At 43.4% G+C, this 22724-nt stretch carries 24 protein-coding genes and 1 riboswitch; of the genes, 8 read left to right on the top strand and 16 right to left on the bottom strand.

Annotated features, from left to right (window positions below; all coding sequences use genetic code 11):
* The 14 genes from CEX98_RS09400 to CEX98_RS09330 form a co-directional block, all read right to left on the bottom strand.
* Positions 1-1008, bottom strand: coding sequence for a FecCD family ABC transporter permease (locus tag CEX98_RS09400; RefSeq protein WP_099641813.1), 1008 nt, complete (start codon positions 1006-1008; stop codon positions 1-3).
* Positions 1005-1802: an ABC transporter ATP-binding protein gene (locus tag CEX98_RS09395; protein ID WP_099641812.1), complete on the bottom strand. Its 798-nt coding sequence runs from the start codon at positions 1800-1802 to the stop codon at positions 1005-1007. The genes CEX98_RS09400 and CEX98_RS09395 overlap by 4 nt, the downstream gene beginning before the upstream one ends.
* A gap of 155 nt (positions 1803-1957) precedes the next feature.
* A riboswitch (cobalamin riboswitch) is annotated at positions 1958-2085 on the bottom strand.
* An 18-nt stretch (positions 2086-2103) separates the two neighbouring features.
* Positions 2104-2703 (bottom strand): histidine phosphatase family protein, encoded by a 600-nt coding sequence (locus CEX98_RS09390; RefSeq protein ID WP_099641811.1) that lies wholly within the window; start codon positions 2701-2703, stop codon positions 2104-2106.
* Positions 2704-2783: 80 nt separating this feature from the next.
* Positions 2784-2996, bottom strand: a complete 213-nt coding sequence (nqrM, locus tag CEX98_RS09385; RefSeq protein WP_010372193.1) for a (Na+)-NQR maturation NqrM — start codon at positions 2994-2996, stop codon at positions 2784-2786.
* 100 nt (positions 2997-3096) lie between these two features.
* Positions 3097-4128 carry an FAD:protein FMN transferase gene (locus CEX98_RS09380; protein ID WP_099641810.1) on the bottom strand — a complete coding sequence of 344 codons (1032 nt, stop codon included), beginning with the start codon at positions 4126-4128 and terminating at the stop codon, positions 3097-3099.
* Positions 4129-4236: 108 nt separating this feature from the next.
* Positions 4237-5463, bottom strand: a complete 1227-nt coding sequence (gene nqrF, locus CEX98_RS09375; RefSeq protein WP_099641809.1) for an NADH:ubiquinone reductase (Na(+)-transporting) subunit F — start codon at positions 5461-5463, stop codon at positions 4237-4239.
* Between the two features lie 20 nt (positions 5464-5483).
* Positions 5484-6092 (bottom strand): NADH:ubiquinone reductase (Na(+)-transporting) subunit E, encoded by a 609-nt coding sequence (nqrE, locus tag CEX98_RS09370; RefSeq protein ID WP_099641808.1) that lies wholly within the window; start codon positions 6090-6092, stop codon positions 5484-5486.
* Positions 6093-6102: 10 nt separating this feature from the next.
* Positions 6103-6735 carry an NADH:ubiquinone reductase (Na(+)-transporting) subunit D gene (locus tag CEX98_RS09365; protein ID WP_010372200.1) on the bottom strand — a complete coding sequence of 211 codons (633 nt, stop codon included), beginning with the start codon at positions 6733-6735 and terminating at the stop codon, positions 6103-6105.
* A complete protein-coding gene (locus CEX98_RS09360; protein ID WP_099641807.1) occupies positions 6735-7484 on the bottom strand; it encodes a Na(+)-translocating NADH-quinone reductase subunit C in 750 nt (249 codons plus the stop codon). The genes CEX98_RS09365 and CEX98_RS09360 overlap by 1 nt, the downstream gene beginning before the upstream one ends.
* On the bottom strand, positions 7474-8676 hold the full coding sequence (locus tag CEX98_RS09355; protein WP_099641806.1) for an NADH:ubiquinone reductase (Na(+)-transporting) subunit B: 1203 nt from the start codon (positions 8674-8676) through the stop codon (positions 7474-7476). Before CEX98_RS09355 ends, CEX98_RS09360 begins: the two co-directional genes overlap by 11 nt.
* Before the next feature lie 2 nt (positions 8677-8678).
* Positions 8679-10022 carry a Na(+)-translocating NADH-quinone reductase subunit A gene (locus CEX98_RS09350; RefSeq protein ID WP_099641849.1) on the bottom strand — a complete coding sequence of 448 codons (1344 nt, stop codon included), beginning with the start codon at positions 10020-10022 and terminating at the stop codon, positions 8679-8681.
* A gap of 568 nt (positions 10023-10590) precedes the next feature.
* Positions 10591-11781, bottom strand: a complete 1191-nt coding sequence (fabV, locus tag CEX98_RS09345; RefSeq protein WP_099641805.1) for an enoyl-ACP reductase FabV — start codon at positions 11779-11781, stop codon at positions 10591-10593.
* A 105-nt stretch (positions 11782-11886) separates the two neighbouring features.
* On the bottom strand, positions 11887-12201 hold the full coding sequence (locus tag CEX98_RS09335) for a BolA family protein (RefSeq protein WP_099641804.1): 315 nt from the start codon (positions 12199-12201) through the stop codon (positions 11887-11889).
* Positions 12202-12246: 45 nt separating this feature from the next.
* Positions 12247-12840, bottom strand: a complete 594-nt coding sequence (locus tag CEX98_RS09330) for an alpha-ketoglutarate-dependent dioxygenase AlkB family protein (RefSeq protein ID WP_099641803.1) — start codon at positions 12838-12840, stop codon at positions 12247-12249.
* Positions 12841-12878: 38 nt separating this feature from the next.
* On the opposite strand from CEX98_RS09330, the gene CEX98_RS09325 reads away from it, so the two are divergent.
* From CEX98_RS09325 to CEX98_RS09310, 4 genes are read left to right on the top strand one after another with little or no spacing between them, the layout of a single operon-like run.
* Positions 12879-14009, top strand: a complete 1131-nt coding sequence (locus CEX98_RS09325; protein WP_099641802.1) for a methyltransferase — start codon at positions 12879-12881, stop codon at positions 14007-14009.
* Between the two features lie 3 nt (positions 14010-14012).
* A complete protein-coding gene (locus CEX98_RS09320; RefSeq protein ID WP_099641801.1) occupies positions 14013-14570 on the top strand; it encodes a YajG family lipoprotein in 558 nt (185 codons plus the stop codon).
* A gap of 41 nt (positions 14571-14611) precedes the next feature.
* Positions 14612-15187, top strand: coding sequence for a peptidylprolyl isomerase (locus CEX98_RS09315; protein WP_425334947.1), 576 nt, complete (start codon positions 14612-14614; stop codon positions 15185-15187).
* A 9-nt stretch (positions 15188-15196) separates the two neighbouring features.
* Positions 15197-16582: an AmpG family muropeptide MFS transporter gene (locus CEX98_RS09310; RefSeq protein WP_099641799.1), complete on the top strand. Its 1386-nt coding sequence runs from the start codon at positions 15197-15199 to the stop codon at positions 16580-16582.
* A gap of 45 nt (positions 16583-16627) precedes the next feature.
* Here CEX98_RS09310 and CEX98_RS09305 read toward each other — a convergent pair whose 3' ends face one another.
* Both CEX98_RS09305 and erpA read right to left on the bottom strand, forming a co-directional pair.
* Positions 16628-16870, bottom strand: a complete 243-nt coding sequence (locus CEX98_RS09305; RefSeq protein WP_099641798.1) for a helix-turn-helix domain-containing protein — start codon at positions 16868-16870, stop codon at positions 16628-16630.
* Between the two features lie 740 nt (positions 16871-17610).
* Positions 17611-17949, bottom strand: coding sequence for an iron-sulfur cluster insertion protein ErpA (gene erpA, locus CEX98_RS09300; protein WP_099641797.1), 339 nt, complete (start codon positions 17947-17949; stop codon positions 17611-17613).
* Positions 17950-18137: 188 nt separating this feature from the next.
* Between erpA and CEX98_RS09295 the strand changes: the two genes are divergently transcribed.
* From CEX98_RS09295 to hemL, 4 genes are all read left to right on the top strand, one after another.
* Positions 18138-19820: a chloride channel protein gene (locus CEX98_RS09295; protein ID WP_099641796.1), complete on the top strand. Its 1683-nt coding sequence runs from the start codon at positions 18138-18140 to the stop codon at positions 19818-19820.
* A 20-nt stretch (positions 19821-19840) separates the two neighbouring features.
* Positions 19841-20275 (top strand): CopD family protein, encoded by a 435-nt coding sequence (locus CEX98_RS09290; RefSeq protein ID WP_099641795.1) that lies wholly within the window; start codon positions 19841-19843, stop codon positions 20273-20275.
* A gap of 124 nt (positions 20276-20399) precedes the next feature.
* Positions 20400-21416, top strand: coding sequence for an aspartate carbamoyltransferase (locus CEX98_RS09285; protein WP_099641794.1), 1017 nt, complete (start codon positions 20400-20402; stop codon positions 21414-21416).
* 12 nt (positions 21417-21428) lie between these two features.
* A complete protein-coding gene (hemL, locus tag CEX98_RS09280; protein ID WP_099641793.1) occupies positions 21429-22709 on the top strand; it encodes a glutamate-1-semialdehyde 2,1-aminomutase in 1281 nt (426 codons plus the stop codon).
* The last annotated feature ends 15 nt before the right edge of the window (positions 22710-22724 follow it).

Below are 22724 nucleotides of genomic sequence, written 5' to 3'. Positions count from 1 at the left end.
CTATACAGCGCCACGGCGCTTTTTGAAAATAAGCAATGCCAAAAAGAACACGCTGCCGATAGCTGCGGTGATCACGCCAACAGGCAGTTCTTGATTGTCGATCACCGTTCGAGATAACACATCGACCCACAGCATCAACAACGCACCGCAAAGCGCTGTGGCAACAAGGCCGATGACTTTAGCTTGAGAAATGAAGAATCGCACGATATGTGGGATCATCAAACCAACAAACCCCACTCCCCCGCACGCCGCTACAAGCACGGCAGTCAGTAGGGAGCTAAGTAACAACATCGCAATACGAACTCGACCAACATTCACACCTAAAGTGGTAGCACTCTCATCTCCAAGCAGAAGAGCACTAAGCGGTCGTCGCATCACTAACAGGATGATAAAGCTCAACACCACGACAACACATGGCAACCATAGCCACTGCCAACTTGCACGAGCAAACGAACCCAAATTCCAGAACAAAATAGCACTGATGGCTTGAGGGTCGCTCCAATACAGTAATAAGCTGGTCAGTGCACTAAACAAAAATGACAATGCCACCCCTGCCAGCAACATGGTTTCTACCTGCTGCACAGCACTTCGTTTAGCCACAAATAACAGCAGCAAAATAGACAATAAACTCCCCACAAACGCAGCACCTGACATCATCAAGCTGGACTGTGCCCCAAAGAGTGCAATAAGCACCACAACACCAAATGAAGCCCCAGAAGAAATTCCAAATAAATAAGGGTCTGCAAGTGGGTTACGCGTAACCGTTTGCAAAATAAGCCCAGCAATCGCCAACCCTGCTCCAGCACTCATCGCCAGAAGAGTTCTTGGTAGACGCAGCTCAACCACTACTTGTTGCTGCAAACTACTGGGGTCGAAATCAAACAGTGCTTGAATCACCATGTGCCAAGATATTTCAATTGCGCCGATTTTGAGTGCCGCGAGCATGCTGAAGCAGCATAGACTCACTAGCAATATAGAGATAAACCCTATGCGCTGTGGTGCAATCATAACTGATACCCGTAATGAAAGCGGATGTGTGGGATCTCGCTGTTACTTGGCGGGTGACGGACTGTAGAAACTTCGGCACAGACACCAAAAATTTGGCTCAACAGGGTTTCGTTTATGACTTCAAGTGGCGTCCCTTCAGCGGCAAGCTCACCTTTATTCAGCACAAGTAAGCGATCGCATAAGGCGCTGGCTAAATTTAAATCATGAAAAGAGGCGATAATTGTAACGCCAAACTGCTTAGCCAATTCCATAATTTGGATCTGGTATTGAATGTCTAAGTGGCTTGTTGGTTCGTCCATTATCAAGACTTGTGGTGCTTGTACCATCGCCCGAGCGATCATTGCGCGTTGCTTTTCCCCACCAGATAACGAGCTAAAGCATTGCTCAATTTTGTGGCTTAATCCAACTTGCTGTATTGCCTGTAAAACCGCTTGCCGCTCATCCGAAGTAATGGTCGCTAATAGTGACTTGTTTGGCGTCAGGCCCATCAGCACCATATCAAATAAGGGTAAATTAAATTCTGTTGGTATCTCTTGAAGTACCACAGCAACATCACTGGCATAAGCCTTTCGCCCATAGTGAGATAATGGCTGGCCATTAAAGCTGATAAGCCCAGAGCTTGGCAAAATATACCTATATAGGGTGCGAAGTAACGTCGATTTGCCTGCACCATTAGGGCCGAGTAAACCAATAAATTCACCACTGTTAATAGCAAAGCTAAGTGCTTTTAAGATGGCTTTACCACCGAGCTGCACGCTAAGTTTATCGACTTGAAACTGGGGAGTGACTGCCATAGCACCTCTGATTGGGCACGGCAAAGACACAGCACTTATATCAACTTACTCAATTTAAGGAAGTAAATTGCTATAAAAGAAACTGCTACTTTGGCTTAAGTCTGCCCGCTTAAGTAAATAATCTGACCTTCGGATAGCTCGTTTTTCATCCAAAACTCAGGCTATGTAAATAGGCCTTGGTATCTGACTTATGCAAGAGACTAGGCTCAAGCACTTACAGTTGCGGGGACAGTTGAGGACTCACACCTCATTCCCAATATCTGCCTATCACGAAATTTGCAATATTATGAAGTCTAGACGTCTAAAATACAACTTTTGACCAAGCTGTTTGATCGTCGTCGTAAAATACCTCAACTTTTACGATACCCGCATAAGGGATATCTAGCCTTGATTGGTGTGCTGTGAATTCAGCTGGCAAGCCAAGAATAAGAGCAATAAGCGCTTTTATAACTCCTGCATGTGCTACGACGGCGACACACTCTTCACTAGGCGAATTCAAAATACCACGCCACCAACTTGTCACCCGATGATGAAATTCATGCATTGATTCACCCTTTGGGGGAGTGTGCTGCCAGGGGTTTTGCCAAAAATCGCCAATACTCGGAGATTGCGTTTCGCGCCAAAGCACATCGTAGGGTTTTCCATCCCATAATCCAAAGTCAAATTCGGCAAGATTGGGCTCGATTTCAAGGTCGAGTTGATGCTGCGCTGCAAAGACGTTAGAGATATTTAGACAGCGCTTTCGTGGCGAACTAATAATACGTTTCACCCCAACTAGGCCAGTTAACGATTGCAGCAATTGCTGGGCGCCTATGGGACTAAGCTCAGGGTCGGTGACACCAAGCAAATGCCTAGGCATGGTCGTTTCACCATGACGAACAAAGTATAACTGTCGCTGCATTGCTACTGTTCCTGTAATTCGTTAACCAAAACGCAAAAACGCAAGCTTAGCTTGCGTTTTCGATTAGATTATTTCGATGCTTAAAGGATCTGGTTTTCTTTCCACATCTCTTCTTTTGCCAACCGCTTTTTACGTTTGTCACAAGGGTCGTCGCAATCACAGATTTTATCAATGCCCATTGAGCCTAACCCACCACAACTACTGGCCATAGATTTCTTTTGCACGATAACGCCTACAGCCATCGCGACAGCGATAAGCATAAGTAAACCGAAAGTAAGGAGGAATAAAGACATTATCTAGCCCCTTTTATTACTACATTGAATTGAGTGACGACGGACAAATTATACGCTTTCATGACGTCACTCACAATTAAATTATGGGGTGATGCACTGCTTAATTCAAGTATGGCTGAAATGCGTCGCTTGCGTAGCTCTTTATGCCCTCAGAACTCTTGTACATCAAATATACAGGTAACTGGTGCTGTTGCGCATACGCTTTTGCACGCTCCGTGCCCATCACAGTCAATGCAGTCGCTAAGCCATCAGCTGTCATTGCAGATGGATGCAGTACCGTTACCGACACTAACTCATGCTTAACTGGGCGACCCGTTGTAGGGTCAATAAGGTGTGTAAAAGTTTCACCATCCATTTCATAAAAAATACGGTAGTCACCGGAGGTAGCAATGCCATTATTACCAGGTTCGATAACGCGGTGAATTTGACGTTGACCAACAGGCGCGTCGGGCTTTTCGATGGCAATACGCCACTCACCATCCGGCTTTTTACCAGAAACGCGGAGTTCGCCGCCGATCTCAACCATATAGTCATGAATATCATGACTCTCAATCACCTCAGCGACCTTATCTATGCCATAACCTTTAGCAGTTGCAGAGAATGATAATTCAAGCCCCACAACTGTTTTCGCAAGACCACGGTCATTTAAAATAAGCTTATCGACACCGATACGAGTACGCATATCGTCTAACTCAGCCTGTGACGGACGCATTGTTGGTCTCTTGTCAGGACCAAATCCCCACAAATCGATAAGCGGCCCCATCGTAACATCAAGCGTTTTAGTCGACTTTCCAAGACGGATAGATTCTGCAACAACCAAGCGAAAGTCTTCACTGATAGGCATAACGGTATTTGCGGCTAAACGGTTGAACTGGTTAATCTCAGAATCTGGAATATAGGTAGACATAGATTGGTTAACAACCTTTAATGCTTGCTCAACCTCATCGTGTAGTTGTGATTGTGAAAGCGGCTTTTCACCAGGAAATACCTTTATGTTGTAGGTCGTGCCCATAGTTTTACCAGACAGTACAATTTCCTTGGCTTCAGGTTTTGCGTCTTGGCATCCTGCTAAAAAAACGAATAAAAACGAAATGATAATAAATCGAGATAAAAAAGCGTAACTTGCTTGCATCAGAACTTCCTGAGTTTAGTAGCAACGGGTATAAAAAAGCCCTCGAGCAAAAGGTTTTGCTTGAGGGCTTATATTCTAACTTAAGTTCATTGTTAGACCGAAACCTAATTAACCACCGAAGTCATCAAGTAGGATGTTTTCGTCTTCAACACCTAAGTCTTTAAGCATGTTAATAACTGCCGCGTTCATCATTGGAGGACCACACATGTAGAACTCACAATCTTCAGGTGCTTCATGATCTTTCAAGTAGTTTTCATAAAGTACGTTGTGGATGAAGCCAGTGTAACCTTCCCAGTTATCCTCTGGTTGAGGATCAGAAAGTGCAACATGCCATTCGAAGTTATCATTTTCTTCTGCTAGACCGTCAAAGTCTTCCACGTAGAACATTTCACGCTTAGAACGAGCACCGTACCAGAAAGACATCTTACGCTTAGAGTTTAGACGCTTAAGCTGATCGAAAATGTGTGAACGCATTGGCGCCATACCAGCACCACCACCAACGAATACCATTTCTGCATCAGTGTCTTTCGCGAAGAATTCACCGAATGGACCAGAAATAGTCACCTTATCACCTTCTTTAAGTGACCAAATGTACGATGACATCTTACCACAAGGCAATGTTAGGTTATTTGGCGGCGGAGTTGCGATACGTACGTTTAGCATGATGATGCCAAACTCTTCTGGGTAGTTAGCCATTGAGTATGCACGGATCGTTTCTTCGTCAACTTTAGACTCTAGCTTAAAGAAGCCAAAACGCTCCCAGTCAGCACGATATTCTTCAGGAATATCATAGTCTGCATATTTAACATGGTGAGCAGGTGCTTCAATCTGAATGTAACCACCAGCACGGAAAGGTACAACTTCACCTTCAGGGATGCCAAGCTTAAGCTCCTTGATGAAGGTTGCTTTGTTATCGTTAGAGATAACAGTACATTCCCACTTTTTAACACCGAAGATTGATTCTTCAACTTCGATTTCCATGTCGTTTTTAACATTAACCTGACACGCTAGACGACAGCCTTCACGCGCTTCACCTTTAGAGATGTGGTCAAGTTCGGTTGGTAGAATGTCACCACCACCCTCTTTAACATGTACGCGACACTGGCCACATGAGCCACCACCACCACACGCTGACGATACGAAAATACCTGCGTTTGCAAGTGCACCTAGTAGCTTACCGCCAGCAGGTGTCTTGATCGCTTTTTCAGGATCGCCATTAATATCAATTGTCACGTCACCGCTTGCTACAAGCTTCGATTTCGCTGCAATGATAATAAGCACTAACATCACAACGATAGCGATGAACATGCTTACGCCTAATACAATAGTTTCCATCGTATAGTTTCCTCGCTACCTTACAGTGAAATACCAGAGAATGACATGAAGCCAAAGCCCATCAGACCTACAGTCACAAAGGTAATACCTAAGCCGCGTAGTCCATCTGGAACGTCTGCATACTTCATCTTCTCACGAATACCCGCTAACAATACGATAGCAAGTGCCCAGCCCACACCTGAACCTAGACCATAAACTACCGACTCACCGAAGTTTAAGTTACGTTCAACCATGAATGATACCGCACCAAAAATCGCACAGTTTACTGTGATTAGTGGTAGGAAAATACCAAGTGCGTTATATAGTGCAGGGAAGAACTTATCCAATGTCATTTCTAGAATTTGAACAAGTGCTGCGATTACACCGATAAACGTCAAGAAGCGTAAGAAGCTAAGATCCACTTCTGCGAAGCCTAACCACTCAAGCGCACCTGGTGCCAATACTGCGTGATAAACAAGGTTGTTAACTGGTACAGAAATACCAAGTACTACAACTACCGCAATACCTAGACCTAGTGATGTAGTTACTTTCTTAGATACTGCCAAGAAAGTACACATACCTAAGAAGAAAGATAAAGCTAAGTTTTCAATGAAAACCGCTTTTATGAATAAATTGATATATTGTTCCATCTCTCTCCCCTTATGCCTTCGCTTCTACTTGCTCTTTCTTCCAAGTACGTAGTGCCCAAATGAAAGCACCAACGATGAAGAATGAGCTGAACGGCATAACTAGTAGACCCATAGGCTGATACCAACCACCTTCAGAGATAAGCGGTAGGATCTCAACACCGAACAATGTGCCAGCACCGAATAGTTCACGGATAAAGCCAACAGTTAGAAGCACAACAGAGTAACCTAGACCGTTACCGATACCATCAAGGAATGACATCGTTGGTGGTGACTTCATTGCATAGGCTTCTGCACGGCCCATTACGATACAGTTAGTAATGATAAGACCGATGAACGTCGATAGCTCTTTTGCTGTTGAGTAAACAACGGCTTGAAGCACTTGGTCTACAACGATTACTAGAGATGCAATAATCGTCATTTGTACAATGATACGCACACTTGAAGGAATGTGGTTACGGATCATTGAGATAAATAAACTTGAAAACGCAGTAACCAAAGTCAATGCAATTGACATGATAAGTGCATTTTTAAGGCTTGATGTTACCGCTAGTGCAGAACAGATACCCAGTACTTGCAACGCAATTGGGTTGTTCGCAAAAACAGGACCAAACAAGACTTCCTTCATTTCTTTTGCATTAGCCATTAGTTCAATGCTCCTTTACGTACTTTCGCAAGGAATGGACCAAACGCTTTGTCGCTTGTCCAGAAATCAACTGTGTGATCAACACCATTAGACGTTAGTGTTGCACCAGATAGACCGTCTACCTTGTGTTCGTTTCCGCCAGCACTACCTTTAACTACGTCAATAGGAAGCGCTTTACCATCCCAAAGTGCAGTCCACTTAGGGTTTTGGATTTCGCCACCAAGACCTGGAGTTTCGCTGTGCTTATAAAAGTTGATTGACTTAATCGTCTCACCATCAGCTTCAAGTGCAAGGAAACCATACATCACACCCCAAAGGCCATAACCTTGGATTGGTAGAATGATTGTAGACACTTTACCTTGGTCATCTTTTGCAAAATAAACCGGAGAGTTATTCGTGATACGTTGAATACCCGCTTTATCTTCTTCTTTTGAAAGCTTGTAACTACGTTTGGCATCAAACTTAGTCGCTTCAAAGTCAAAAGACTCTGCTTTAACGTCTTCTACAAACTCACCCGTTTTAAGACTAACAACGCGTGACTCGATGTTTTGGTTAAAAATTTCAGATACATTTTTAACTTTATCGAAGCCTGCAACGGCTAAAATGTTGCGTTGAATATCTTCGTTTTTGTTTGCTTGCTGCATAGGACGAAGCTGAACCGAAGCAAAAGATACTACGATTGCACACACTAAACATAAGCCAACAACTACGCCGAGCGTCTTGCCCATTGATTCATTATTAGTTGACACGTGCCAATCTCCTCTTCACATTTGACTGCACTACGAAGTGGTCGAATAGTGGAGCAAAAAGGTTAGCGAATAGGATAGCTAACATCATGCCCTCTGGGTATGCCGGGTTAACAACACGGATAAGCACAACCATTACACCGATTAGCGCACCGTATAACCACTTACCTTTGTCTGTGAAAGACGCAGATACAGGGTCTGTTGCCATAAAGAACATACCAAATGCAAAACCACCAAGTACTAAGTGCCAGTGCCAAGGCATAGCAAACGCAGCATTTGTTTCAGAACCAATTGCATTTAGAACGAATGACATTACAACCATACCAATGAATGTACCTAGTACGATGCGCCATGAAGCGATACGAACATAAATCAGGAACAAACCACCAAGTAAGATTGCTAGCGTTGATGTTTCACCTACAGAGCCTTGAATAAAGCCGTAGAATGCGTTAAACCAAAGGTCCATGTTGCTATAGTCTAGTGAACCTGCAGTCGCTTGACCTAAGTAAGTGGCACCAGAGAACGAGTCAACGGCAGTCCACACTGTATCACCAGAAATATCAGCTGGATAAGCAAAGAATAGGAACGCACGGCCAGCAAGTGCTGGGTTTAGGAAGTTACGGCCTGTACCACCAAAGATTTCCTTCGCGATAACAACACCAAACGTAATACCTAAAGCGGCTTGCCAAAGTGGGATCGTCGCAGGCAGGATCAGCGCAAACAGTACTGACGTTACGAAGAAACCTTCGTTCACTTCGTGCTTACGTACCGATGCAAATAATACTTCCCAGAAACCACCAACAGCAAAAACCGTCGCATAAATAGGGAGGAAGAAACACGCACCATAGAACATCTTGGCGCCCCAACCTGCATCAGCAGTTAACTCACCACCAAGCGCTTGGAAAATAGCTACCTGCCATGTGTTTGCCAGTTCAAAACCATTACCTAGTGCCATCGCAGCTTGGTGACCGATGTTGAACATACCAAAGAACATCGCTGGGAACGTCGCCATCCACACTAAAATCATAATACGTTTTAGGTCGATGTTATCACGAACGTGCGTTGCACCTTTGTTTACATAACCTGGAGTATAAAAGATAGTTGCTACGGCTTCATAAAGCGCGTACCACTTCTCGTGTTTACCACCAGGTTCAAAGTGAGGTTCAATGTCTTCTAAAAATTTCTTTAAGGCCATTTTTAACCTTCCTTCTCGATAGTAGTCAGGCAATCGCGTAGGATTGAACCGTACTCATATTTGCCCGGACATACATAAGTACATAGTGCTAAATCTTCTTCATCTAGCTCTAGTGCACCTAACGAAATCGCAGAGTCTAAATCACGTGAAATAAGATCACGCAATAATAGTGTTGGCAAAATATCGAGTGGCATAACACGCTCATAGTTACCGATTGGTACCATTGCACGCTTAGAGCCACCTGTAGACGTTGTCATTTTGAACAAACGGCTAGGTGCTAAGTGTGAAATGAATGTACGTGTCACTGAGAATTTGTCACTACCCGGTGCGATCCAGCCAAACAGCTCTTTCTCACGACCTTCAAGTAATACTGAAACTTGAGTATGGTAACGACCAAGGTAAGCATGAGGTCCGGTTGCTGTTTTACCAGCTAACACAGAGCCAGAAATGACTCGGTTATCACCGTCTTCAAGCTCGCCTGCAACTAAATCTGTTAGCGACGCACCGACTTGAGTTTTCACTAGACGAGGATTCTTAACTCGAGGTCCTGCTAGCGCAACTACTCTGTCTGAATAGATTTCACCTGTTAGGAACAATTTACCAAACGCGATGACATCTTGATAACCAAGGTGCCAAACTTGCTTGTTTGTGCCTACAGAATCTAGGAAGTGAATGTGAGTGCCTACGTTACCTGCTGGGTGAACACCTGCAAACTCATGTACTTCTACTTGTGAGATTGAAGAGCTTGGTACGTTAGCACCGGCCTTCTTACACACAAATACTTTGCCTTCAGTCAGACGTGATACTACCGCTAGACCCGCTTCAAACGCTTCCACGTTTTCTGCGATGATAACAGCAGGATCTGCTGCCAACGGATTAGTATCTGTTGCTGTCACAAAGATTGAGCTTGGTGTTGCACTTGGCACAGCGACACGGCTAAATGGACGTGCACGAAGGGCTGGCCACTGACCAGATTCGATTAGCACTTCCTTCACTTTATCAGAGTCTAGGTTGCTTAGTTCAGCAGCCGAAAACTTCTCAAAAGTGATTTGCTCGTCGCCTTGAACTTCGATCACAACGGACTGAAGTACACGCTTAGCACCACGGTTGATTTCTTTAACTACACCAGAAGCTGGCGCAGTAAACTTGACGCCTGGGTTCTTTTTATCTTCAAAAAGAACTTGGCCTTTTTTGACTTGGTCATCCACACGAACATGCATGGTAGGACGCATACCGATGAATTCTTCACCTAGCACAGCCACTCGTTTGACAGCAGAACCATCATGAATAACTTGCTGAGGTGCGCCCTCTATTGGTAAGTCCAGACCTTTTTTTATGTTGATCATACGCACTTGCATTACATTAACGGAAAGAAACTGAAAATATCTTTAGTCACCACAGCGCCACCTCGTTTGTACTAAGTATTAGGTATAAAGAGCAGTAAGTTATGAGTCCGGATAGGGTTCCCAAACAAGCCCTGCCAAAATACCCCTCAACGCGCACAAAAAAGCAGCGTCGTGATAAAAGTCCTCACATATTTCTCTGATTTTAACATTAATCGTACTGAGTATGCGAGTGGAATTATGAAATTAATACGACTTTAACGTGGATTTAGATTAGTTGAAAAATCCATCACTGGAAGGAGTATAGACCAAAGTTGCATAGATAAAATTTTTCTTACTCGATTATCGAAAAATAAGCAAAATTCGAATAGTGACTCAGATTTTTATTAACGCATGATAATAATGACCGAATAAAAAAATGGGTGAAGTACGGTAGTACCTCACCCATTTTTTTATTCAGCATATTCAACTTGGCTACCTGCGCTGCGGCAACCAAGTTTTCCAAGTATGGAGAAAATAAAAGGTGAGTGTCACAAACAATAAGGGCACTCTCCCCTCCCCCTAACTAACCTTAGAGTATGTGATTAATCTTTACGTCAGCATCCACATCTGCGTCATAATCAACACCGTCGATACCAAAACCAAATAATTTCAAGAATTCGTTGTGATAGCCAACATAATCCGTCAATTCATCAATGGTATCCGTATCTACGGTATCCCAAATGGTTTGCACTCGAGCCTGAACACCGTCTTCTAGCTCTTTATAGTTTTGGAATAAATGACCACCTTCATCAAAGCGTGGTGACTGTCCGTATAGGTTTTCAGTGAATAGGCCATGGATCTGCTCAATTGTGCCTTCATACGTACCATCCCCTTTCATCACTTTGAAAAGTGCAGAGATATATAAAGGCATAATCGGGATCGCCGAACTTGCTTGAGTTACCACAGCATTCAATGAAGAAACATAAGCTTCACCATTGATATCGGCCGTTGCTTCACGAATTGCTTGTGTTGCACGGTCTAAATCTTCTTTGGCTTTACCGATCGTCGCGTGACCGTAAATAGGCCAAGTAAGTTCTTTACCAATGTAAGTGTAGGCAGTTGTCTTAAAGCCATCAGCTAACACATCAGCTTGTTTCAGCGCGTCGATCCAAAGTTCCCAGTCTTCGCCGCCCATCACTTTAACCGTATTGGCAATTTCCTCTTCATTGGCAGCTTCAACAGTAACTTCATCAATAATACGCTTTGATGTGTTGAGGTTTTTGGTTGTTATCGAAGAACCGATAGGCTTAAGTGTCGAAGAATAAACCTCGTCAGACTTAGGGTCTTTACGACGAGGAGACGCTAAGCTGTATACCACTAAATCAACTTTACCAAGTTCAGCTTTAATGGTTTCGATGGTTTTTTGTTTTAGCTCATCAGAAAACGCATCGCCGTTGATATTCTTAGACCACAACCCGGCTTCCTCAGCCGCTTGCTGAAATGCAGCGGTATTGTACCAACCAGCAGAAGCAGTTTTCTTCTCTGTACCTTCTTTTTCGAAAAAGATACCTAGGGTTTTCGCGCCTGCACCAAAAGCGGCGGTAATACGTGATGCCAAGCCGTAACCTGTTGATGCACCGATCACTAACACATTCTTAGGGCCATTTTCGATTTGCCCATGTTGTTTTACGTAGTCAATCTGTTCTTTTACATGCTCAGCACAGCCTACTGGATGTGCATTGGTACAAATAAATCCACGAATTTTTGGTTTAATGACCATAAGAGATCCTATCCATTGATTTGATACAAAATAAAAGTGAGATTACCCTCACTTTATTAAAATTACTGCGTAGTGTACTGGTAGATATGCAAAATACACATCTGATCAGCTGTCGAGCTTCGACCCACCTAAGCATTTAGGTGACGCCGGTGCCTGCCCCTCTTTTTCTGAGAACTCTTCTGGCGTGTAGGCGTGAATTGCTAAAGCATGGATGTGATTCTGTAGTTCATCTTTTAGCACTTCATTGATTTTTCTATGACGCTGGAGTAAACGCTGGCCAATAAATTGTTCGCTAACAACAATCACCTTAAAGTGAGAGTCTTCACCGCGACTATGCATATGGCTTTCATTGATAACATTGAGGTGTTTACACGCAAGCGCCTCTGCTATTTTGTCATAAATCTGTGATTGCATTGACATTGTATTGTGTCTCCTAGAGCAATTCGTGTCGCTACTATACGCCTATCACCCCGTATTTCCAACACTTCGAAAAGTCAGATTAATGCGCCCTTGGGTGACCTTTGCTTGCTTAGGTAACGCATGCTGATAGTCCCGCTGGCTATCACCTTGCATCACAAGGAGACTACCAGTTTCGAGCAAAATATCGGTCACCGATTGGTTGCTTTTGTGACGTATTTTAAATTTGCGTGTCGCCCCAAGTGACAACGATGCAATCACGGGAGTGGGGCCGAGCTCAGGCTCATCATCACTATGCCAGCCCATGCTATCTTGACCATCACGATAAAAATTTGCCAATACCGCATTAAATGTCACATTGAAACGCTGCTCTAAAGTTGCTCTGATCCCCAGTAACATTGGGGGCCAAGGAGCATTTTCGAGTAACTTGCCAGAGTAACTGTAACGCACACCTGGGTCGGCAATAAAACGTTCAAGCCTCGGAGTTTGGTGTGTTTTGCCAAATAATGTGATGGTATTTTGCTGCCAAGGCACCGATGCAAGCAACGCATCATACAAAGCTAGACTCTTGTCAAAGCTAATGGCTTGCGGCTGGTAGCTAAAACCTGTCGGCAAGTTCCGTGCTTTGTCTACTGCTCTCATGTTAAACTACCCGCTGCTTTTATTTACAGAATACTCTCATGACGACTGATGCAATTCTAGCTGGAAACCCTTTTACGCTACACAGGTTTCCACTCGATCAAAAAAATCGTAGCTTACAAGCTTGGGATTCAGCCGACGAATACCTGCTAGATTATGTCTTTGAACACCACCACGACGCAAATCGAATCTTAATTCTTAACGATAGTTTCGGGGCATTATGCTGTGCACTCGCCGACAAGCATTGCACGGTAGTAACTGACTCCTACGTGAGTACCTTAGCGTATCAACATAATTTGCACGCCAACGCGCTAAGCAATACACAAATTAATGTGTTAACTAGCATGGACCCCTATCCGCAAGACCTTGATCTTATCTTGATAAAGATCCCTAAAAACTCAGGGCTCTTGCAATCGCAATTGGCTAAGTTGAGCAAGCTGGCAGCAGATATTCCTGTAATTGCAGCAGGTAAAGCCAAAGAGATCCACACCTCAACCCTCAAAAGCTTTACTCACTTTTTAACTGAGCCGACAACCAGTCTGGCGGTTAAAAAATCACGCTTGGTATTCAGCAGAACGTCAGCGAAAGCAATCGATAGTAAATTCCCAGTGTCTTGGCCTTTGGAGAAAACGGATTTCACTTTATCGAATGAAGCGAATGTATTCTCTCGAGATTCTCTCGATATCGGGGCTCGGTTTTTCATAAATTATTTACCTATGGGTAAAAAGCCCTTAAAGGTCATTGATTTGGGTTGTGGCAATGGTGTAATCGGGTTGATGACTTTAGCGAGAATGCCCAATGCATCGGTCACTTTTATCGATGAATCGGCAATGGCTGTACATAGTGCTAAACACAATATCAGTCATAACTTACCAGAGCGAGTCAAAGACTGTCGCTTTGTACAAAACGACTGTCTTAGCGGCTTTGAAAACGAAGGCGCGGATCTGGTACTGTGTAACCCGCCATTTCACCAAGCAAATGCAATTACCGATCACATTGCTTGGCAGATGTTTATGCAAGCCAAGGCTACACTTCGTCAAGGGGGGGAGCTGAGAATAATCGGAAACCGCCACCTTGAATACGATGACAAACTAAAACGCCTGTTCGGTAACGCTAAGATACTTGGCAACAATAAGAAATTCACTGTACTAAGTGCGATAAAAAGGAGCTAAAAAATGCGTTTTCCATTGCTCATTGCTTTGCTAACTCTAGCATTGGTCGGATGTGAGAGTACGCCTCGAAGCGTGATACTGCACCCACAATATCAAGGTCCATCATCGAATGCACTGGCTACTAATGTCACGCTTCAGGTGAATGACCTTCGTACTACCAAATATACTATTCGAGTCAAAAATCAAGAACCGGCTTTGTATATGCCCGATGCCAATCTACCGGTAAACTTAAATCAAGTTTTCGAGCAAGCACTGGCAGCCCACGGTGCGCAAGTTACTCCAATTGCCAACACCCAAATTATTGTTAATATTAACCGCTTTAAAGCCATCATTGAAGAATCGCTATCACAACATCAAAGCGATGCACACACTGATGTCACAATACAAATCAAACAAGGGTCCCGCAGTTTCGAAAAGCAATATAAAGGAAGTGCAAATTTAACCGGCCCATTAAAACACGACCAAGCCAAGGTAGAAGAGCAACTTAATAACCTAGCTCAACAAGTGGTTACCCGTGTTGTGCAAGATCCAGAATTTATTCAATTTGTGAGAGGACGTTAATGAAAAAAATAATACTAAGTTTAACCATCTTACTGTTAAGTATGAATGTTTTTGCCGAGATGAATGGCAAGTTTGTACAGAAAAATAATTTATTCCCGCAGGTGAAGATCAATACAACAAAAGGCCCAATTGTCGTTGAGCTAGATAGATCAAGAGCCCCTATCACGGTGAATAACTTCCTGACCTATGTCATTAACAAAGACTACAATGGTTCGGTGTTTCATCGGGTTGAGCGTGACGAAGCCAATGATAAAGACTTTGTTATTCAAGGTGGTGGTTACGACAAAGAATATGATGGCATGTTTGAACGTGAAGCGATTTTTAATGAAAGTGGTAATGGCCTAAAAAACGACATGTACACCATTGCCATGGCCTACCAAGACAACAAACCACATTCAGGAACTAGGCAGTTCTTTTTTAATATGGATAACAACGACCACTTGAATCCCGGCAAAGGCTGGGGCTTTGCAGTATTTGGTAATATTATGGAAGGATATGAAACACTAGATGCCATCATGAAGGTTGAAACAGGATACAACGAGAAGCTGGGTTATACCTTTATCCCTAAAGAGCCGGTTGTGATCCTTTCAATCGAAGTATTGAAGCAGCCTGAGTAACGCGCTGTTATGTTGATATCATCTAGTTTCTCACAATACCTTAGTTACTATAAAGACAAACGCCTATTAACTGTTTTTGCTTTTGGCATAAGTAGCGGCTTCCCTTGGGTATTGATAGGCTCGGTGATGTCAGCTTGGCTTAAAGATGAAGGGTTAAGCCGCAGTACTATAGGGCTTTTTGGTTTAGTTTATGGTGCTTATACTATCAACTTTTTGTGGTCTCCACTGGTAGATCGCCTTAAATTACCATGGTTGAATAGCAAGCTTGGGCAGCGTCGTAGTTGGATAGCAAGCTGTCAGGTGATCATTATTATCGCCACCTTTTTGTTGGCGAGTATTTCAATTAAAGATCACTTATCGCATGCTGCATTACTCTGCTTTATTATTGCAATTTTCTCAGCAACGCAAGACATTGCTATCGATGCTTACCGCATTGATATTTTGCCAGAAAATGAAAGTGAGAAAGCAACCGCTGCTGCCGCGATGGCAACATCGGGTTGGTGGTCGGGCTACGCACTGCTTGGCGCAATCCCCTTTTTTATTGCCGACTTGCCCGGTTTTAGTTGGCCAATGATATACCAAATACTCAGTGTCATTGTTTTTGGGTTGTTGTGCGTTACGCTACTTGCAAAAGAGCCAATATCTCATCGAGAACAGGTTCAGGCTCAACTGCAACAAAGCTATGAGCAAAAGCTAAACCAAATTAACTCCTCATCTACACAGAAAAAAGTCTTTGCATGGCTTGCCGTTACCATTGTTGAACCGTTTAAACGCTTCTTTGAAAATAACGGGGTAAAAACGGCACTAGCCCTACTCGCCTTTATATTCTTATTTAAAATAGGTGAAGCCTTTTTAGCTAGGATGTCTATTGTATTTTATAAAGAAATTGGCTTTACCAATACGCAAATTGGCCAATACTCCAAATTAGGCACAGGTGTTATCACCATCATTTTTGCTTTTTTAGGTAGTATTTTTAACCATAAATACGGCATAGTGAAAGGCTTGTTTATTAGCGGTGTCGCTATGGCAGCCTCTAATTTGATGTTTTCTTGGATAGCGGTTGCTGGCCCACAGGAGCATCTGTACGCACTCGCAATTGTGGTCGATGGCTTTACACAGGCTTGGTCATTGGTAGCTATGGTTGCATTTATTTCTATGCTATGTGACCGCGCATTTAGCGCAACCCACTACGCCCTGCTTGCTTCCCTTGGAAGCCTTAGCAGAACTGTGCTGTCAGGTTATAGTGGTTTTGTGATTGATGATTTGCTTGGAGGTAATTGGGCACTCTTCTTTGCGCTAACTGCGCTTATGGTGCTGCCATCGTTATTATTCTTATATCTGATTAGGCACAAGCTTTATGCTATTGAAAAGGCATACCATGCTAACAAAAACTAGAGGTGCAGATCCTTGCACCCTAGGCGTTTTTGCTAACTAGAATGCTTATTGCTCTTCTTTAATTAGCTGTAGGCCCTCATACGGATCAACTTCTAACGCTTCACAGTAACGTAAAAACTCAATCACATCCAAACGGCGCTCTTGGTTTTCGATTTTACCGATAAACGAGTGTGGTGTACCTAACACTTGAGCAAGGCTACGCATTGTATGGCCTTTCTCATGGCGTTTTGACTTTAGCCACTTAGTTAGCTTGCTGTTTTCTTCAGAAGAAACCGTTTTACCCATCATATAAACATCTCCTACTAGATGAAAGACTAAAATTATCTAAATGAAATATGCCCGTCTCATTTAGCTTTGTACTTAATATTACAGCTATGCTTGAACGTAACACTATACTATGTAAGGCCTTACATTCTTATGAACTTAAAACCAAACTAGTCAGTACTTAGATCAAGCGCACAGTTTACCCTGTTTACGGTACAAGTTACCAGCAGTCAGAATAAATTCGTGCCAAAAATAGTAACACGTAGACAAAATGTTAACTTGTCCCTATGTACCCAATTAGGTATAGACTAAAAAAACAGTAACACCTAATTAATTTTTTACTTTTTCTTAATTCATTAAGCGCTGTAATATGCAGTAACACTTTAATCAAATTTTTAAAAAATGTACCAGTATTTGAAATAAATTATTTTTCTTTAAAAAATAAAAACTTACAGCTAGAATTTACTAATAGGTTAAAAAAGAGGCTAATGTTAGATGATTCGATTACTGTTTTTGCTACCAATTTTACTCTGTCTGGGTTGGTACTATTTTCTGCGCTCTAACGGTGTTCCGCTTAAACAAGGCAAAAAAGGATTCATCTACATCTTAGGGTTTTCGACGTTTGTGCTCGGCTTTTTTGTCGTGATGATGTATTTAACGGGGAGCCTGTAGGCAAATTTAAACGATGTGAGTGGTAAAGTGCAAAAACAAAAAAGCCATGACATAAAGCATGGCTCTTTACTCAGAAAATCCGTATAACTTGACTAAACGCTAAAGCTCGCACCGCAACCGCAAGTTGTTGTTGCATTTGGATTGTTTACAAAGAAACGCGCACCTTCAAGCCCTTCAGTGTAGTCAACAATACCATCTAATAAGTATTGGATACTCATTGGGTCAACGACCATAGTAACGCCATTTTTTACGATTTCTAAATCACCTGGATTTACTTTTTCGTCAAAGGTGAAACCATATTGAAAGCCTGAGCAACCACCACCTGTTACATACACTCGCAACTTCAGGTTGGTATTCTCTTCTTCCTCAATGAGCTCTTTTACGCGGCTTGCTGCTGCGTCAGAAAACTGAATTGGTAACTGTTCAGACATAGATTTAGACCCCTAATCCTGTAATCTTTAAATTATCTAATACCTGAGTATTTTAATCAAGTATAGCATCCATCCCGTTTCAGAATTTCAAGAGGGCTTTATGGTTTGTGTGTAAGTTGCGCCAGCACAAGGACTTAATGTAAAAAATTTGGTATTCTTATGAAGTTAATTATTGTGGAATGACGTTCATGTCACTGGATGCACTAAGACGAAGCCTAGCAAAACCAAAAACTTCAGCGCAACTGTGCCTACTTGGTGCCGGGGCGGGCTTGCTTGCGGCCATGTTAATTATCGCATTTCGTCTCACGATAGAGTTGGTGCAAGGCACTTTTTTAGATAAGCCAGATGACTTTACGGAACTGTCTGAATTACACCGGCTATTTTTACCCGTACTGGCAGCCCTGCTGATTGCCGTATTCGCCGCTTTAACGGGGTTTAAACATTACCGACTCGGTATTCCTTACGTTATTAATCGCATCAAGCATCATTACGGTCATATGCCAATCTGGAATTCTGCGAACCAATTTTTTGGCGGAGCCGTGGCCTTAATTAGTGGCTTTTCTGTTGGCCGAGAAGGGCCATCTGTGCACATGGGAGCAACGGCTGCAAGCGTCTTATCAGAGCGCTTACATTTGCCATTAAATGCGGCAAGAACACTCGCTGGATGTGGTGTTGCCGCAGGTATCGCAGCTTCATTTAATACCCCTCTTGCAGCCGTTATATTTGTGATGGAAGTTGTCCTTAGGGAATACAAGATCCATATTTTTGTTCCAGTGATGTTAGCTTCCGTTATCGGTGCGATGAGTACGCAATATGTTTTTGGCAATAGCTCAGAGCTGGCGCTTATCCACATTACGCCCTTAAGCTTTTGGCATTACCCCTATTTAATTATCTGTGGTGCCGCATTAGGTGCTGTTGCTTTTGCCTTTAATCAAAACCTGATGATGATCATCAAGACGTTCAAGCCGATCAGCATGTTTCCTCGCCTATTATTGGCAGGCCTCATTGCTGGACTAATTGGGTATGCCGTGCCCGGAGCTATGGGCTCCGGTATGAGTGCCATTACTCAAGCAGTAGAGTCTCCGCACAATCTACAGCTGCTGACGACAATTTTAATTGCGAAACTCATGGCAACCTTGTTTGCTATCGGTTTAGGTATTCCAGGCGGGCTCATCGGCCCAGTCATCGGGCTGGGTGTTATTATGGGCACCCTGATGTCCTTCTTTGCACAATTTATTGAGCCGAGTGTTGATGTCGCAGGGACTTATGGCGTACTGGGTATGGCTGGCCTGCTTGCCGCAACTTTACACGCGCCATTGGCCGCGCTCACCGCCGTGATGGAGCTGACTTCCAATCCAAAAATAATCGTTCCTGCAATGCTTGTGATCACAACCGCTTATGTCACCGCATTGCAAGCATTTGGCAACCGCTCCATATTTATCCAACAGCTTGATTTTCAGGGCTTGCCTTACCAAGTGTCACCAGCAAAAGAAGCGTTACAAAAGGTGGGGATTGTGGCCGAGATGGATGAAAACTTTAAGCTGCTCTATTCCGACGACAAAGAGCAAATTAAAGAAACGCTCTCGGCCGTTGACAGCCAAACTCCGCTAATTGTTTATGATGAACAAAGTGGCTACCGTTTAGCTGAGTACGATTTGAACCTAATCTCTGAAGAAAGCGTATCGGTATCCTATATTGAGTTGCAAGGATTAAGTACCCAGGCCACGCTAGCCGACGCCTTTGATGTACTTAAAGACAAACGCTCAGGCGCCGTTTACATTTACAATCAAAAGGATGATAAACAAATACTTGGGTTATTGCGATGGGACCAAATTCGTCACATACTCACGACCAGAAATAGTTTACTCTAGTTTAAAAAGTGGAACTTATAATGAGCTTATTGCTAACGTATAAAGCCTTACATATCTTTTTTATGATTGCCTGGTTTGCTGGGATTTTCTATCTGCCACGCTTGTTTGTTTATCACGCTATGACAGAAGAAAAGTCTTGCAGCTCAATGCTCAAAATCATGGAGCGACGTTTACTCTATTTTGTTACGCCTTTTGCCATTCTCACTGCGGTGTTTGGCGTGTTAACTATCACTGAATACGGACGCGAATGGTTTCGACACAGCATGTGGTTACACTACAAGCTCACTTTAGTGATTTTGCTTTATATTTATCATGGGTTTTGCTTTAAATTATTGGCTGACTTTAAACATGATCGAAACCGTAGAAGCGACAAGTTTTACCGGTATTTCAATGAACTCCCCGTACTTATCCTGCTAGCCATCGTCTTTCTTGCGGTGTTAAAACCTGCACTGTAACCGTGCATTATTGGGGGTACTTGGGTATAATATACGCCCAAGTAACCGCCCACAATCTGCGTGTTATCTGGTTGGGTGAGCAACCTTGCAACCCGGTTGTCAATTTGTCTTTAGGAATCGCCAAATGTTCAGTTTCCAAGGTGAAAACATTCTTTCTGTCAATCAACTAGACAGAGATTCTATTGAACACATCTTCTCCATTGCTAAAAAAATGGAACCTTATGCAAAAAAGCAAAAACGTACCCAAGTACTCGATGGGGCGATTTTGGCAAATCTGTTTTTTGAACCAAGCACCAGAACCCGTGTTAGCTTTGGTACTGCGTTTAACCTTTTAGGTGGCTTAGTACGTGAAACTACAGGTATGCAAAGCTCTGCACTGGCGAAAGGCGAATCTCTTTATGATACTGCGCGTGTTATTTCTGCCTATGCCGACGCAGTTGCCATGCGTCACCCAGACGCAGGCTCTGTTGCCGAGTTTGCAACAGGCTCTGATGTGCCAGTGATCAACGGTGGTGATGGCCCCAATGAACATCCTACTCAAGCACTCCTAGATCTGTTGACGATTGACCGAGAACTTAGCCGCTTTGGGGCTGGCATTGATGGTATGCATATCGCACTCGTTGGTGATTTAAAATACGGCCGCACCGTTCACTCACTGTCTAAATTACTCAGTCACTACAAGAATATTCGCTTTACTATGGTTGCACCGGATGGCTTACAAATGCCGCAATCTATTTTAGATGTGGTTGACAATGCCGGCCACCGTATCGAAGTGGTATCTAAGATGGAAGGTAACCTAGCTGCCGATATTGTGTACCAAACACGTATTCAAGAAGAGCGCTTCCCTTCTCAAGAAGAGGCAAATAAATACCGTGGCGGCTTTAGAATTAGCCAAGCGATTTATGACGCCCACTGTAAACCTAGCTCAGTGTTAATGCATCCATTACCACGCGACAGCCGCAGTGATGCAAACGAGCTAGACAATGACCTAAATAACAACGACAACCTAGCTATCTTCCGCCAAGTTCAAAATGGTGTATTGATCCGTATGGCACTTTTTGCCCTGACGCTAGGTGTTGAAAACCAAGTGGAAAAATACGAGGTAGAAGTACCTTGGTTTAGCCGCAAACGTGAAAGCTAAAAAGGATCGACTATGACTCTCAGTCAAGACTTATTCAAACGCGCCCAAGATTCAATCCCTGGAGGCGTAAACTCTCCAGTGCGCGCTTTTAATGGTGTTGGTGGTACGCCACTATTTATTACCAAAGCAGAAGGCGTTCATACCTATGACGCCGACGGTAAACAATATATCGACTATGTTGGTTCTTGGGGCCCAATGATTTTAGGACACAACCACCCTAAAATTAAGCAAGCTGTGCTTGAAGCGGTTGAAAACGGCCTATCTTATGGTGCGCCTACGGAAACCGAGATCCTGATGGCGGAAAAAGTAAAAGCACTTGTACCATCAATTGAAAAAGTACGCATGGTTAGCTCTGGTACAGAGGCAACAATGAGTGCGATCCGTCTTGCTCGAGGTTACACAGGCCGCGATAAAATCTTAAAATTTGAAGGTTGTTACCATGGCCACGCTGACTCACTGCTAGTGAAAGCAGGCTCTGGTGCACTGACCATGGGCGTACCAAATTCACCAGGTATCCCAGCCGATTTTGCCAAACATACGTTAACGGTTTCATTTAATAACCTTGATGAAGTCAAAGCGATTTTTGATCAGTACAAAGATCAAATCGCTTGTGTGATCATCGAACCTGTTGCTGGAAACATGAACTGTATTCCACCTGTGGAAGGCTTCTTAGAAGGGCTACGCGAAATATGTACTGACAATCAAAGTGTGCTTATCTTTGATGAAGTCATGACCGGTTTTCGTGTTGCACTCGGTGGCGCTCAGCAGTACTACAATATCACACCAGACCTTACCTGTTTAGGTAAAGTGATTGGTGGCGGTATGCCAGTCGGTGCGTTTGGCGGTAAAAAAGAGATTATGGATTACATTGCCCCTGTTGGCCCTGTTTATCAAGCCGGTACGCTGTCTGGTAACCCAATCGCCATGGCTGCTGGTTTAACGGCGCTAGAGCTACTGTCAGAAGAGGGCTTGCACGCAGAGCTTGAAGCAAAGAGTAAAGCACTGTGTGAAGGCTTCCAAGCCGCTGCTGATGAAGCGGGTATCGCGCTTACGACTAACTACGCAGGCGGCATGTTTGGCTTCTTCTTTACCGAAGCTACAAAAGTAACTAGCTACCAACAGGCAACGGAATGTGATTTAGAGCGCTTTAAAAAGTTCTTCCATCTAATGCTAGAAGAAGGCGTTTATTTAGCACCATCGGCATTCGAAGCTGGCTTCGTAAGCACAATGCATTCTGACGAAGAAATTGTAAAAACCATCGACGCTGCAAAGCGTGCATTTGCCAAACTATAAGCAAAATTAATCATA

The sequence above is a fragment of the Pseudoalteromonas piscicida genome, from assembly GCF_002744175.1.
In the GTDB taxonomy this organism is placed as follows: Bacteria; Pseudomonadota; Gammaproteobacteria; order Enterobacterales; family Alteromonadaceae; genus Pseudoalteromonas; species Pseudoalteromonas piscicida_B.
The sequence above is the reverse complement of the archived record's forward strand: the minus strand, read 5'-3'. Positions and strand labels throughout refer to the sequence as shown.